Source organism: Burkholderia sp. FL-7-2-10-S1-D7, from assembly GCF_001524185.1.
GTDB classification, from domain to species: Bacteria; Pseudomonadota; Gammaproteobacteria; order Burkholderiales; family Burkholderiaceae; genus Burkholderia; species Burkholderia diffusa.
The window spans coordinates 97,467-111,169 of record NZ_LOWY01000049.1; the positions used below are offsets into that span (position 1 = coordinate 97,467).

Here is a 13,703-nt window from a genome sequence, read left to right on the forward strand (position 1 = left end):
GCGCCGCCGCGACTTCGTCAGGCGGCGCTTTTACTTGGTGGCGCCGTTGTGCGGCGAAATGTCACAGCGGTCAGAGCGGCCGAGGCGGTCACGGTGACCGCCGGCACGCATGCATCAACGCCCGATCGGCAGGCCGGTCGAATGGATCCAGCCCATCCAGTTCGCGAGCAGGATGAACAGGAACAGCGAGATCGACAGCCCGACGCGGGTGGCAAGCGACCACACCATGCGTTTCGTATGGCCGCGGTCTTGCATCATGAAGTAGAGCGCCGAGCCCATGCTGGCGACGATGAGGACGAAGGCGATGGGAACGAGGATGTGCATGACACGAACCGGACGACGGCAATTCGAAAGGAAGAGGATAATTATCGCACTTCGCTTTCGCGCATGCGTGTCGCGGGTGGCCCGATGAAGATCCGCTGGCTGCCTGCGCTGCTGATACTCGCCGTCGTCGCGGTTACGATTCGCCTCGGATTCTGGCAGCGCGACCGTGCGCACCAGAAGGAGGCGCTGCAGGCGAGCATCGTGCGCTACGAGCACGCGGTGCCCGTCGACGTCGGTGCGCAGCCGATTCCGCTCGCGTCGATCGAGTTCCACCGCGTGCGGGCCAGGGGGCGCTTCCTGCCGGAGCAAGCGGTGTTCCTCGACAATCGGCCGTATAACGATCAGCCGGGTTTTTACGTCGTGATGCCGTTTAAACTCTCGGGCGGCGGCGTCGTGCTGGTGAACCGCGGCTGGCTGCCGCGCAACATCGCCGATCGCACGGCGATCGAGCCGTTTTCGACGCCGGACGGCGACATCGAGATCGAAGGCATCGCGCGCGCCGATGCGTCGCGCGCGTTCGAGCTTGGCGAAGGCGGCTCGGCCGCGCACCAGAAGATCCGGCAGAACCTGGACGTCGCCGCGTATGCGAAGGAAACGGGGTTGCCGCTGCAGCCGTTCGTGATCCAGCAGACGAGCGACGACGGCGACAAGCTCGTGCGCGACTGGCCGGCGGCGACGACCGGCGTCGAGCGCAATTACGGTTACATGTTTCAGTGGTGGGCCATGGCGGCGGCCGCGCTCGGTTTCGGCCTGTACGCCGCGCGGCGTGCGGCGAAGAAGTCGGCCGGCGCGTGAGCGCCATGCCAGGACGCGGCGCAAGCGCCGCGGGTTCGTTTCGAGAGGTCTGATTTGTCCATGCAATCTTCCCGTCGGGGTCCGGCCGCAGCGCCGATCTCGCCCGCGGCCCGCAAGCGCGGCCGCTGGATGCTCGTGCTGCTGGGTCTCGTGTGCGCAGCACCGATCATCGCGTCGTACTTCACCTATTACGTGATCAAGCCGAAGGGCGGCTCGACCAACTACGGCACGCTGATCGAGCCGCAGCGGCCGATCCCGGCCGACCTGCAGGTGACCGACGAAACCGGCAAGACGGTGCCGCTGTCGTCGCTGCGCGGCGTGTGGCTGTTCGTGATGACCGACCGCAGCGCGTGCGATGACGCCTGCGCGCAAAAGCTCTACTTCATGCGCCAGGTCCGCGTCACGCAGGCGGGCGAGCGACACCGGATCACGATGGTATGGCTGCGCAGCGATGCGGGCGCGGTACCGCCGAAGGTGCTGGAGGCCTATCCGGACACGCGCCGGCTGATCGCCGATCCGGCCGCGGTCGCCGCGTGGCTGCCGGCGGAAGCCGGCACCAGGGACAGCGACCACATCTACATGGTCGACCCGAACGGCAACCTGATGATGCGTTTCCCGAAGGACCCGAACCCCAGCAAGATCAAGGCGGACGTCACGAAGCTGCTGAAGTGGTCGAGCATCGGTTAAGGCGAGACGACGAGGCAACCATTCAATGTCGTATCTACTGCAACTCGGCCTGATCGGCCTCTGCATCGCGCTGCTGCCGCTGTCGTACGTGTGGGTCAAGGCCGACGACGACAAGTTCCGCAAGCTGGTGTGGATCACCACGTTCCTGACCCTCGACCTCGTGATGTTCGGCGGCTTCACGCGGCTGACCGATTCGGGCCTCGGCTGCCCGGACTGGCCCGGCTGCTACGGCACGTCGTCGCCGTTCATCGCGCACGCCGCGATCACGGCCGCGCACCAGGCGATGCCGACCGGCCCCGTCAGCATGACGAAGGCGTGGATCGAGATGATCCACCGTTATTTCGCGATGGCGATCGGCGTGCTGATCATCGCGCAGGTCGTGATTGCGTGGTCCGCGCGGTTGCGCCGCCGCCCGCTGCACGTGTCGCCGTGGTGGCCGACGAGCCTCTTGCTGCTGATCGTCGTGCAGGGCGTGTTCGGCGCGTGGACGGTCACGATGAAGCTGCAGCCGGTGATCGTCACGACGCACCTGCTGCTCGGCCTTACGCTGCTCGGCACGCTCGGCTGGCTCGCGGCGCGGCAGACGCCGCTGCCGTCGCATGACCCGGAGGCTGGCCGCTACCGCGCGGCCGCGCTCGCGGCGCTGGTGCTGCTGGTCGTGCAGATCGCGCTCGGCGGCTGGGTGAGCACCAACTACGCGGTGCTCGCGTGTACCGACTTCCCCACCTGCAACGGTCAGTGGATTCCGCCGATGAATTTCGAGCAGGGCTTCCATCTGTGGCGCGCGCTCGGCATGACGAAGGATGGCGACGCGATCACGCAGGACGCGCTGGTCGCGATCCACTGGACGCACCGCACGTTCGCGTTCGTCGTGGTCGCGTACCTGGTCGCGTTCGCGCTGAAGATGCGCCGCTTCGAGTCGCTGCGCCGGCCCGCGAACGGCGTGCTGCTGGTGGTCCTGCTGCAGTTCCTGACGGGCCTGACCAACATCGTGCTGCAGTGGCCGCTGCCGGTCGCCGTCGCGCACAACGGCGGCGCCGCGATCCTGCTGCTGCTCGTCGTCATGTTAAACTTTCGCATCCTTTCAAGCCGCCCCGGCCGTGTCGCGCAGCCTGCGCGCGACGCCGCCCCGGCGTGACCGCCCCCATGCAAAGCACCCTTTCCCAATCGCCCGGTAGCCGGTTTTCTCAGTACATGGCGCTGACGAAGCCGCGTGTCACGCAGCTTGCGGTGTTCTGTGCTGTGATCGGCATGTTTCTCGCGACGCCGGGCATGGTGCCGTGGCATGTGCTGATCGGCGGCACCGTCGGCATCTGGCTGCTGGCCGGCGCGGCGTTCGCGATCAACTGCCTCGTCGAACAGAAGATCGACGCGATGATGCGGCGCACCGCATGGCGTCCGTCCGCGCGCGGCGAGATCACGACCCCGCAGATCCTGCTGTTCTCGGCCGTGCTCGGCAGCGTCGGCGCATGGACGCTCTATACGTTCACGAACCCGCTGACGATGTGGCTGACGATCGCGACGTTCGTCGGCTACGCGGTGATCTACACGCTGCTGCTCAAGCCGATGACGCCGCAGAACATCGTGATCGGCGGCGCATCGGGCGCGATGCCGCCGGCGCTCGGCTGGGCCGCGGTCACCGGCGCGGTGCCCGGCGACGCATGGATCCTCGTGCTGATCATCTTCGTGTGGACGCCGCCGCATTTCTGGGTGCTCGCGCTGTATCGCCGCAAGGATTACGAAAACGCGGGCCTGCCGATGCTGCCCGTCACGCACGGCGAGAAATTCACGCGGCTGCACATCCTGCTGTACACGGTGATCCTGTTCGCGGTCACGCTGATGCCGTTCATCTCGGGGATGAGCGGGGCCGTCTACCTGACGAGCGCGGTGCTGCTCGGCGCGGTATTCCTCGCGTATGCGTGGAAGATCCACCGCGACTATTCGGATGAACTCGCCCGCAAGGCTTTCCGTTACTCGATCGTCTACCTGTCGCTGCTGTTCGCCGCGCTGCTCGTCGATCACTATGCACGCCCGCTGCTCGGCGTGTAACCGCACGGTTTGAACGCAATGATCCATTCATGGTTCGGGCGCCGCGCGCGCCAAGGCTGGATGCTCGCGTGCGCATTTGCGGCAGCCACGCTGCTCGCCGGCTGCGACAACGCGCCGAAGTTCCAGAATCTCGACATCACCGGCAACACGCAATTCGGCAGCGATTTCTCGCTGCCCGACACGACGGGCAAGGTGCGCACGCTCGCCGACTTCAAGGGCCGTGCTGTCGTGATGTTCTTCGGCTATACGCACTGCCCGGACGTGTGCCCGACGACGATGGCCGAGCTGTCTGAAGCACTGAAGCAGCTCGGGCCCGATGCCGCGAAGCGCGTGCAGGTGCTGTTCGTCACCGTCGATCCGGAGCGCGACACGCCCGCGCTGCTCGGCCAATACGTGCCCGCGTTCGATCCGTCGTTCATCGGCCTGCGGCCGGCCGACGAAGCGGCGCTCAAGAAGGTCACGAAGGATTTCCGCGTGTACTACGCGAAGGTGCCCGGCAAGACGCCCGGCAGCTACACGATGGATCACACCGCCGCGAGCTACGTGTTCGACCGCGACGGCAAGCTGCGCCTGTTCGTGCGCGACGGCCAGGGCCCCGGCCCGTGGGTTCACGACCTGAAGCTGCTGGTCGACTGAGCGGCGCGCGCCGCATGTTCGCCCGGGCGTTCCCCCGGCGAAACGCGTGACGGCCGCGACGCGCCGTCACGCATTCCTCCTGTTTCCCCTCGATCTGCATGCGCCGCCTCGCGAGGCGGCGTGCGTACGCACATTCGCGCGCCGGCGCGCGTTACGGCAGTGCCGGCACGTTGAAGCCCTGCGCAGCACGCGTGATCCGGAATTCCGTCACGCGATACGTCGCGAGCCCTTCGGTCACGAACGGATCGGTCTCGAGGATCGCGTCCAGTTCGTCGCGGTCGATGCGGGCCGCGAGGATCACGCCGCCTTCGCGCGGCACCTTCGGCCCCGCTGCGATGAAGATGCCGCGCTCGAACAGCGGCTGCAGATACGCACGATGGCGTTCGAGCGCATCGTCGATGCGCTCGAGCGACGCGTTGTAGTGGATGTCGATGACGTACATGGATGGCCCTGGAATGTCGCCGGCGCGTCGTGTGCCGGTCAGCCGGTCTTTTTAGCACAGCGGCCGTCCCGTGTCGTGCCGGCCGTCGTGCGTGTATTCAAGTTGTAAGTCACGCTGCCGTAAATATGGAGGCAACCGTTTGCGCGCGACCGGCCGTTCGCGCGTATCGCGGGCATCGACTTCGACAACAAGGCACGCAGATGAGCAGAATGAGTTTGAATCGCAAGCTGTGGCTCGCGCTTGCGCTGGTATGGATCGGCTTGATCGGCGTCGGCGCATGGAGCGCATACGAGACGCGCGCGACGATGCTCGCCGAACGCAAGGCAGGCATCGCCAACCTGGTCGAGTCGGCGGCCGGCATCGTCAGCGCATATCACGCGCTCGCGCAGAGCGGCACGCTGTCCGAGGCCGACGCGAAGCGCGACGCGCTCGCGAGCGTGGCCGCGATGCGCTACGGCGAGTCGGGCTATGTGTTCGTGATGGATTCGAAACCCGTCGTGCTGATGCACCCGACGCTGCCGAAACTCGTCGGCACGCAGGTCGGCGACTATCTCGACCCGGACGGCAAGCCGCTGTTCGTCACGATCCTGAACGCCGCGAAGGCGACCGGCAGCGGCTTCGCCGAGTATCGCGGGCGGCTGCCGCACAGCGAGACCGCGGTGCCGAAGATCAGCTACGTCACGCGCTTCGCGCCGTGGGACTGGAACATCTCGAGCGGCGTGTTCCTCAAGGACATCGATACCGTCTACTACCGGACGCTGTTCGGCCACCTCGCGGTCGTGTTCGCGATCGGCTTCGCGATCAGCGCGGCGATGCTCGTGATCATCCGCAACGTGCGCGGCAGCCTTGGCGGCGAGCCGGACGAAGCGGCCGCGCTGGCGACCCGCATCGCGCAGGGCGACCTCACGCGGCCCGTGCCGGTGCGCGCAGGCGACGACACGAGCATGATGGCGGCGATGCGCGACATGCAGGCGCGCCTGCAGGCGACGATCGGCGGAATCCGCCAGTCGGCCGAGTCGATTGCGTCGGCGAGCCGCGAGATCGCAGCCGGCAACGACGACCTGTCGCAGCGCACGGAGGAGCAGGCCGCGTCGCTCGAGGAAACGGCCGCGAGCATGGAGCAGCTGACCGCGACGGTGAAGCAGAACGCCGACAACGCGCGGCAGGCGAGCGGGCTCGCGAACAACGCATCGGAGATCGCGCGGGCGGGCAACGACGTCGTCAGTCGCGTGATCGGAACGATGGGCGAGATCGACGACAGCTCGCGCAAGATCGCCGACATCATCGGCGTGATCGAGGGCATTGCGTTCCAGACCAACATCCTCGCGCTGAACGCGGCGGTCGAGGCCGCGCGGGCCGGCGAGCAGGGGCGCGGCTTCGCGGTGGTCGCGGGCGAGGTGCGTTCGCTCGCGCAGCGCAGCGCGACGGCCGCGAAGGAGATCCGCGAACTGATCGTCGATTCGGTCGAGCGCGTGCGTAACGGCTCGACGCTGGTCGGCCAGGCCGGCACGACGATGGGCGAGATCCTGCAGGCGGTCGCGCGCGTGACCGACATCATGGGCGAGATCGCGGCGGCGTCCGAAGAGCAGGCGAGCGGCATCACGCAGGTTGGGCGCGCGGTCACACAGATGGATCAGGTCACGCAGCAGAACGCGGCGCTCGTCGAGGAGGCCACCGCGGCCGCGGCGTCGCTGCAGGAGCAGGCCGGCCGGCTGCGCGACGCGATCGGTGCGTTCCGGGTCGCCGATGCCGGTGGCCGCGTGCATTGAATGCAACTAACGGCCTGGAGGCGGCCTAGTGGCGGCCTGGTCGCGCATCTGTCGCCAGCACCGCTGCGGTGCATACCCATATGAGCGGGATGTATTTCACTTCCGGCCGATCCTGTGACACCATTTGCCCCTTCCTGCGAGTTCGGGGATACCCGTATCGCGCCCCATTTTCAGTTAGCAAGAAAGCGAGAAACAGATGAAGCGTCGCAGTCTCCTGAAGGTATTTTCCGTGCTGGCCACCGGTGCCGCGCTGACGCTGTCGGCGGGCGCGCACGCCGAAGACAAGGTCATCAAGGTCGGCACGGTCGCCGGCCCGGATGCGGAAGTGTGGCAGGTCGTGCAGAAGGTCGCGAAGGAGAAGGAAGGCCTGAACGTGAAGGTCATCGAGTTCAACGACTACGTGCAGCCGAACGCGGCGCTCGATGCGGGCGACCTCGACGCGAACAGCTTCCAGCACCAGCCCTACCTCGACAGCCAGGTGAAGCAGCGCGGCTACAAGATCGTCAGCGCGGGCCTGACCTACATCTCGCCGATCGGCGTGTACTCGAAGAAGTTCAAGGCGCTGAAGGACCTGCCGCAAGGCGCGAAGCTCGCGGTGCCGAACGATCCGTCGAACGAGAACCGCGCGCTGTTGCTGCTGCAGACCCAAGGCGTGATCAAGCTGAAGGCCGGCGCCGGCACGGGCGGCAACAACGCGACGGTGCTCGACATCGCCGAGAATCCGAAGAAGCTGAAGATCTCCGAGCTCGACGCCGCGCAACTGCCGCGCGTGCTGTCGGATGTCGACGCCGCCGTGATCAACACGAACTACGCGCTTGCCGCGAACCTGCAGCCGACCAAGGACGCGATCGCGCTCGAATCGCTGACGAGCCCGTATGCGAACCTGATCGCCGTGCGTGCGAAGGACAAGGATCAGCCGTGGGTGAAGAAGCTGGTCAAGGCGTACCAGTCGCCGGAAGTGCGGGAATTCATCAAGAAGCAGTTCAAGGGCTCGATGGTCGCGTCGTTCTGAACGCCGCCCCCCGGTCGGACCGCTGAAACGAAAGGGCCTGCCTCGCGCAGGCCCTTTTTCATTGGCGCGGCCGCAGATCATTGCGCGGCGCCCGGCGTTCAGCGCTGGCTCACATCTCGCCGCGCCGCGAGCAGATCGCCATGATCTGCTGGATCGCGTAGTTGTCGCGCACGCCCGGCAGCGACTGCACGACGCACTCGTGAAAGCGCCGCTCGCGCGGCAGCAGCATCGCGTTGTTGCGGTACAGCGCGTCGCACGAGCGCTGGATCAGTTGCGCGGCCGCGCCGTTGCGGCTCTCGCGCAGCGCGCCCAGCATGCAGTCGTCGTATGGCGCGCTACCGTCGGTCAGCGCGAATGCCGCGCCCGGCAGCACCAGCGCGGCGACCGCGCACGCGATCGCACGGATTCCCCGTTTCATGCACGCTCCGTGGGTGTGGATTGGGTCGGCGGACAGCATAACGTAAAGCTGTGAACGCGGCTGACGTGTTGCGCCGGGGCCGGCGCCAAGCCTCGCCGGCCGGGCTTCCCGAGCGTTTCGCGGCGGCTCGGTGGCCGCGTGCGCCGGCCGGACGACCGAAAGCGCGAAGTCAGGTGGTGGTCTGCGGAAATGGTATCCTCGTGCGTTCGCCGCCGCGCGCCTTCCCGGGGCCCGCGCGGGGCCGCTGCCGCCCACACCGTCACCCGGTTGCGCGTGCATCGGCACCTGCATGACGGCGGCGGGAATCCATCATCCAGAACCGATACAAATACGGGGGAGACTCACCCATGAAGCGTTTCAAGATTTTCGCGATCCGTTCGATCACGGCCGGCGTCGCCGCATTCGCGCTCGCGGGCGCCGCGCACGCACAGACGGTCAAGGTGCTGTCGATCGTCGACCACCCGGCACTCGATGCGATCCGCGACGGCGTGCGCGCCGAACTGAAGGCGGAAGGTTACGGCGACGACAAGCTCAAGTGGGAATACCAGAGCGCGCAGGGCAACACGGGCACGGCCGCTCAGATCGCACGCAAGTTCGTCGGCGACCAGCCCGACGTGATCGTCGCGATCGCGACGCCGGCCGCGCAGGCGGTGGTCGCGTCGACGAAGAGCGTGCCGGTCGTCTATTCGGGGGTGACCGATCCGGTCGCAGCCCAGCTCGTGAAGGGCTGGGGCCCGTCGGGCACCAACGTGACGGGCGTCTCCGACAAGCTGCCGCTCGATCGCCAGGTCGCGCTGATCAAGCGCGTCGTGCCGAAGGCGAAGACGGTCGGCATGGTCTACAACCCGGGCGAGGCGAACTCGGTCGTGGTCGTGAAGGAGCTCAAGGAGATCCTCGCGAAGCAGGGGATGACGTTGAAGGAAGCGGCCGCGCCGCGCACCGTCGACATCGGCCCGGCCGCGAAGAGCCTGATCGGCAAGGTCGACGTGATCTACACGAACACCGACAACAACGTCGTGTCCGCGTACGAAGCGCTCGTGAAGGTCGCGAACGAAGCGAAGATCCCGCTCGTCGCCGGCGACACCGACAGCGTGAAGCGCGGCGGCATCGCGGCGCTCGGCATCAACTACGGCGACCTCGGCCGGCAGACCGGCAAGGTCGTCGCGCGCATCCTGAAGGGCGAGAAGCCGGGCGCGATCGCGTCGGAGACGAGCAGCAACCTCGAGTTGTTCGCGAACACGGGCGCGGCCGCGAAGCAGGGCGTGACACTGTCGCCGGATCTGCTCAAGGAAGCGAAGACGGTCATCAAGTAAGCCGCGGCCCGACCGCCGCGCTTGCGGCCCGATCCGGGCCCGAACGAAACCGCCGGACGGGCGGCTCCCACCCGGGGCTGCCCGTCCGCTTCGCCCGGCCGTACACGTGAGGCCGGGAAGCAACAGGATTTCCCCATCATGTCTCTGTTCTCGTTTCTGGGCGCGCTGGAGATCGGCCTGATCTTCAGTCTCGTCGCCCTCGGGGTGCTGATCTCGTTTCGCATCCTCAACTTCCCCGACCTGACCGTCGACGGCAGCTTTCCGCTCGGCGGCGCCGTCGCCGCGACGCTGATCTCCGCCGGCCACGACCCGTTCACGTCGACGGTGTTCGCGATCGTCGCGGGCGCGCTGGCCGGCTTCGTCACCGGCTGGCTCAACGTGCGCCTGAAGATCATGGACCTGCTCGCCAGCATCCTGATGATGATCGCGCTCTATTCGGTGAACCTGCGGATCATGGGCCGGCCGAACGTGCCGCTCATCACCGAGCCGACGATCTTCACCGTGCTGCAGCCCGACTGGATGCCCGACTACGTGCTGCGCCCGGCGCTGCTCGCGATCGTCGTCGTGGTCGCGAAGCTCGGCCTCGACTGGTTCTTCTCGTCGCAGCTCGGCCTCGCGATGCGCGCGACCGGCGCGAACCCGCGGATGGCGCGCGCGCAGGGCATCGCGACGGGCCGCGCGACGCTCGCCGGGATGGCGCTGTCGAACGCGCTCGTCGCGCTCGCCGGTGCGCTGTTCGCGCAGACGCAGGGCGGCGCCGACATCTCGATGGGGATCGGCACGATCGTGATCGGGCTGGCCGCGGTGATCATCGGCGAGACGCTGCTGCCCGCGCGCCGGCTCGTGCTGACGACGCTCGCGGTCGTGGTCGGTGCGATCGTCTACCGCTTCTTCATCGCGCTTGCGCTGAACAGCGAATTCATCGGCCTGAAAGCGCAGGACCTGAACCTCGTGACGGCCGCGCTCGTCACGATCGCGCTGGTGCTGCCGGCGACGCGCAAGAAGCTGTTCGCGCGCAAGAATGGAGGGGCCTGACATGCTGTCCGCACAAGACCTGAAGCTCACGTTCAACCCCGGCACGCCGATCGAGACGCGCGCGCTGCGCGGGCTGTCGCTCGAGATTCCCGACGGCCAGTTCGTCGCGGTGATCGGCTCGAACGGCGCGGGCAAGTCGACCTTTCTCAACGCGATCAGCGGCGACCAGCGCGTCGATTCGGGACGCATCGCGATCGACGGCACGGACGTCACGCGCCAGCCGGCGTGGGATCGCGCGCACCTCGTCGCGCGCGTGTTCCAGGATCCGATGGCCGGCACCTGCGAGGCGCTGACGATCGAGGAGAACATGGCGCTCGCGATGGCGCGCGGCGTGCGGCGCGGCTTCCGGGCCGCGCTCGACCGTCCGTCGCGCGAGCTGTTCCGCGACAAGCTGCGTCTCTTGAATCTCGGGCTGGAAAACCGGCTGACCGACCGGATCGGGCTGCTGTCGGGCGGCCAGCGGCAGGCGGTGAGCCTGTTGATGGCATCGCTGCGGCCGTCGCGGATCCTGCTGCTCGACGAGCACACGGCCGCGCTCGACCCGAAGACGGCCGCGTTCGTGCTGGAACTGACCGCGCGCATCGTCGACGAAAGCAAGCTGACGACGATGATGGTCACGCACAGCATGCGGCAGGCGCTCGACTACGGCGACCGCACGGTGATGCTGCACCAGGGGCAGGTCGTGCTCGACGTGTCGGGCGACCAGCGCCGCGGGCTCGACGTGCCGGACCTGCTGCAGATGTTCGAGAAGGTGCGGCACGAGCAGCTCGACGACGACGCGTTGCTGCTCGGCTGACGCGCGGCGGGCGGGCCGGCGCGGTGCGAGGTGCTGCATCGTGCCGGTTTGCGTGAGGGTGGGCATGCCGAACCGGCAGGGCGATTCGGCGCGTGTGCGCCGCATCGGGCCGGATGGTTGGGGCGGGCGTTCGGGCGGCACGATCCCGGCCACGCCCGATCCGGCGCGCCGTAACATGACGGGTACGCCGGCTTCTCCCCGTTTTTCCTCTGACAAAAACCGGTTTCGCACCGGCGCTGTGCGATGCGAGCGCATTGCCATATACTGTATATCCATACAGTTGTGGGTGGCGTCATGCTCGCATCCTCCATTTCTCCCGAATCCCTTCATCCATCGCTCTGGCGTGGCTCGCAGCTCGCGCGCGGCGGTCTGCGCACGATCGATACCGGCTTCGCGCCGCTGTCCGCCGAGCTGCCGGGCGGCGGCTGGCCGGTCGGCGGGCTCGTCGAACTGCTGGCCGCGCAGCCGGGCTGCGGCGAGATGCGGCTGCTTGCACCCGCGCTCGCGCGTACCGTCAGCGCGCGGCGTCCGCTCGCGCTCGTCGCGCCGCCGCAATCGCCACATGCGACCGCGCTCGCCAGTCTCGGCGTGCCGGCCGACGCGTTGCTGTGGCTGCGCGCCGGCAGCCGCACGGATGCGTTGTGGGCCGCCGAACAGGCGCTCAAGACCGGCTGTTGCGGTGCGCTGCTGCTCTGGCAAGACGCGCGGCCCGATGCGCTGCGGCGCCTGCATCTCGCGGCCGCGCGCACGGGCGACACGCTGTTCGTGATGTTGCGCCCGCTGTCGGCCGCGCGGCAGCCGTCGCCGGCCGTGCTGCGCGTCGCGCTGTATCCCGTGCCGGGCGGCGTGTCGCTCGACATCGTCAAGCGTCGCGGACCTGCGAGCGGCGAGCCGCTCGTGCTCGACCTGCCGTCGCCCATCGTGGAGAGCCGCTATGCGCGTCTTGCTCGGCATCCATCTGCCGCGCCTGCCGCTCGACGTGTGCGCCCCGCAGCCGTCTGACGCAGCGGCCGGCGGCGCCGGCTGCGCGGTGCTCGAGCAAGGCGTCGTGCTGATCGCCGATGCGGCCGCGCGCCGGCAAGGCGTGCGCGCGGGCATGAAGCGCGGCGGCGTGCTGACGCTCGCGCCCGAGACGCAACTCGTCGAACGCGATCCCGCGCGCGAGGCCGATGCGCTGCGCGCGGTCGCGCTCGCGTTGCTGCGCTTCTCGCCATGCGTCGCGTTCGACGACGAAGCGACGCTGATCGTCGACGTCGGCCCGAGCCTGCGCCTGTTCGGCGGCTTGCCGTCGCTGTGCCGCCAGGTGCGCGCGACGCTCGCGGCGCTCGGTTATGCGGCGCGCCTGTCCGCCGCGCCGACCGGGCGCGGTGCGTGGCTGCTCGCGCGTGTCTCGGCCCGCGCGCGGATCCGGCGCCGGTTGGCCGCCCCTGCGTCGCTGGTTCGTGCGCTCGATGGGCTGCCGTGCGCGTTGCTGCCCGACGCGCGCCCGTATGCGGGCTGGTTCGACGGCCTCGGTTGCCGCACGCTCGCCGATCTGCGCGGCTTGCCGCGCGCGGGGTTGCAGCGCCGCTGCGGCCCGGCGCTGCTCGCCGCACTCGATCGCGCGTACGGCGATGCGGTCGAGCCGCTTGCGTGGATGGCGGTGCCGCCCGTGTTCGACGTGCGGCTCGAATTGCCGGAGCGCGTCGAATACGCGGAAGCCGTGCTGTTCGCCGCGCGGCGGCTCGTCGTGCAGCTCTGCGGGTGGCTGGCCGCGCGGCAGCTGTCGCTGGCCGCGATGACGTTCGATCTCGAGCACGAGCGCGGCCGTCAGGCCGTGCCGCCGACCCCGCTCGAACTCGCGTTCGCCGCGCCCGTGCGCGACGAGACGCACTTCATGCGGCTGCTCGGCGAGCGGCTCGCGCGCGTCGAATTGCCGGCCGCGGTGATCGCGGTGCGCCTGAAGGCCACGCGCGTCGAATCGGTCGCGCCGCCGGCCGACGATCTCTTTCCCGAGCCGGGCGGCACGCGCGAGACGCGCGCGCGGCTGTTCGAACTGCTGATCGCACGGCTCGGCGCGGAGAACGTGCTGCGCGCGGCACCCGTCGCCGATCACCGTCCGGAGGTCGCGAACCGCTGGCTGCCGCTCGATGCGCAAGCGGGCAAGCCGGCCGGCGGGCCGCCTGCCGTGCCGCCGCGTCCCGCGTGGCTGCTGGCCGAGCCGCTGCCGTTGCTGATGCGCGGGGAGCGCCCGGTGTTCCATACGCCGCTCAGGATGATGTCGTCGGTGGAGCGGATCGAGGCGGGGTGGTTCGATGGTCAGCTTGCTGCACGCGATTACTGCGTCGCGCAGGACGAGGCCGGTGCGTGCTACTGGGTATTCAAGGAACGGGCGGGGAGCGAGTCCGAGCCGCGCTGGTTCCTGCACGGCCTGTTCGGGTGAACCGT

The 13,703-nt window shown here is 68.5% G+C and carries 15 protein-coding genes; 12 read left to right on the top strand and 3 right to left on the bottom strand.

Annotation, left to right across the window (positions count from 1 at the left end):
• Window positions 1–114: 114 nt before the first annotated feature.
• Entirely contained in the window at window positions 115–324 is a 210-nt protein-coding gene (locus tag WS75_RS17405) for a twin transmembrane helix small protein (RefSeq protein WP_059681646.1), read from the bottom strand.
• An 84-nt stretch (window positions 325–408) separates the two neighbouring features.
• On the opposite strand from WS75_RS17405, the gene WS75_RS17410 reads away from it, so the two are divergent.
• The 5 genes from WS75_RS17410 to WS75_RS17430 are packed head-to-tail and all read left to right on the top strand — an operon-like array spanning window position 409 to window position 4,491.
• Entirely contained in the window at window positions 409–1,119 is a 711-nt protein-coding gene (locus WS75_RS17410; protein ID WP_059681647.1) for an SURF1 family protein, read from the top strand.
• A gap of 60 nt (window positions 1,120–1,179) precedes the next feature.
• A complete protein-coding gene (locus WS75_RS17415) occupies window positions 1,180–1,806 on the top strand; it encodes an SCO family protein (RefSeq protein WP_059681648.1) in 627 nt (208 codons plus the stop codon).
• 25 nt (window positions 1,807–1,831) lie between these two features.
• Window positions 1,832–2,944 carry a COX15/CtaA family protein gene (locus WS75_RS17420; protein ID WP_059681649.1) on the top strand — a complete coding sequence of 371 codons (1,113 nt, stop codon included), beginning with the start codon at window positions 1,832–1,834 and terminating at the stop codon, window positions 2,942–2,944.
• Window positions 2,945–2,952: 8 nt separating this feature from the next.
• Window positions 2,953–3,855, top strand: a complete 903-nt coding sequence (cyoE, locus tag WS75_RS17425) for a heme o synthase (protein WP_006477738.1) — start codon at window positions 2,953–2,955, stop codon at window positions 3,853–3,855.
• A gap of 18 nt (window positions 3,856–3,873) precedes the next feature.
• Entirely contained in the window at window positions 3,874–4,491 is a 618-nt protein-coding gene (locus tag WS75_RS17430; RefSeq protein WP_059681650.1) for an SCO family protein, read from the top strand.
• A 151-nt stretch (window positions 4,492–4,642) separates the two neighbouring features.
• On the opposite strand, the gene WS75_RS17435 is transcribed toward WS75_RS17430, so the two are convergent.
• Window positions 4,643–4,933, bottom strand: a complete 291-nt coding sequence (locus tag WS75_RS17435; RefSeq protein ID WP_044848209.1) for a YciI family protein — start codon at window positions 4,931–4,933, stop codon at window positions 4,643–4,645.
• A gap of 200 nt (window positions 4,934–5,133) precedes the next feature.
• Between WS75_RS17435 and WS75_RS17440 the strand changes: the two genes are divergently transcribed.
• Window positions 5,134–6,702 carry a methyl-accepting chemotaxis protein gene (locus WS75_RS17440; RefSeq protein WP_059681651.1) on the top strand — a complete coding sequence of 523 codons (1,569 nt, stop codon included), beginning with the start codon at window positions 5,134–5,136 and terminating at the stop codon, window positions 6,700–6,702.
• A 196-nt stretch (window positions 6,703–6,898) separates the two neighbouring features.
• Window positions 6,899–7,714, top strand: a complete 816-nt coding sequence (locus WS75_RS17445; protein WP_059599877.1) for a MetQ/NlpA family ABC transporter substrate-binding protein — start codon at window positions 6,899–6,901, stop codon at window positions 7,712–7,714.
• 109 nt (window positions 7,715–7,823) lie between these two features.
• Here WS75_RS17445 and WS75_RS17450 read toward each other — a convergent pair whose 3' ends face one another.
• On the bottom strand, window positions 7,824–8,132 hold the full coding sequence (locus tag WS75_RS17450) for a VF_A0006 family four-cysteine protein (protein WP_059681652.1): 309 nt from the start codon (window positions 8,130–8,132) through the stop codon (window positions 7,824–7,826).
• A 347-nt stretch (window positions 8,133–8,479) separates the two neighbouring features.
• Here WS75_RS17450 and WS75_RS17455 point away from each other — a divergent pair, with 347 nt between their 5' ends.
• The 5 genes from WS75_RS17455 to WS75_RS17475 all read left to right on the top strand — a co-directional run bounded on the left by WS75_RS17455 (window position 8,480) and on the right by WS75_RS17475 (window position 13,698).
• Complete coding sequence (locus WS75_RS17455) at window positions 8,480–9,445, top strand: ABC transporter substrate-binding protein (RefSeq protein WP_059681653.1); 966 nt, start codon at window positions 8,480–8,482, stop codon at window positions 9,443–9,445.
• Window positions 9,446–9,583: 138 nt separating this feature from the next.
• On the top strand, window positions 9,584–10,480 hold the full coding sequence (locus WS75_RS17460) for an ABC transporter permease (protein WP_059681654.1): 897 nt from the start codon (window positions 9,584–9,586) through the stop codon (window positions 10,478–10,480).
• 1 nt (window position 10,481) lies between these two features.
• Entirely contained in the window at window positions 10,482–11,276 is a 795-nt protein-coding gene (locus WS75_RS17465; protein ID WP_059681655.1) for an ABC transporter ATP-binding protein, read from the top strand.
• Between the two features lie 294 nt (window positions 11,277–11,570).
• Window positions 11,571–12,278 (top strand): translesion DNA synthesis-associated protein ImuA, encoded by a 708-nt coding sequence (gene imuA / locus WS75_RS17470; protein ID WP_059681656.1) that lies wholly within the window; start codon window positions 11,571–11,573, stop codon window positions 12,276–12,278.
• Complete coding sequence (locus WS75_RS17475) at window positions 12,211–13,698, top strand: Y-family DNA polymerase (RefSeq protein ID WP_059681657.1); 1,488 nt, start codon at window positions 12,211–12,213, stop codon at window positions 13,696–13,698. Before imuA ends, WS75_RS17475 begins: the two co-directional genes overlap by 68 nt.
• Window positions 13,699–13,703 lie beyond the last annotated feature (5 nt).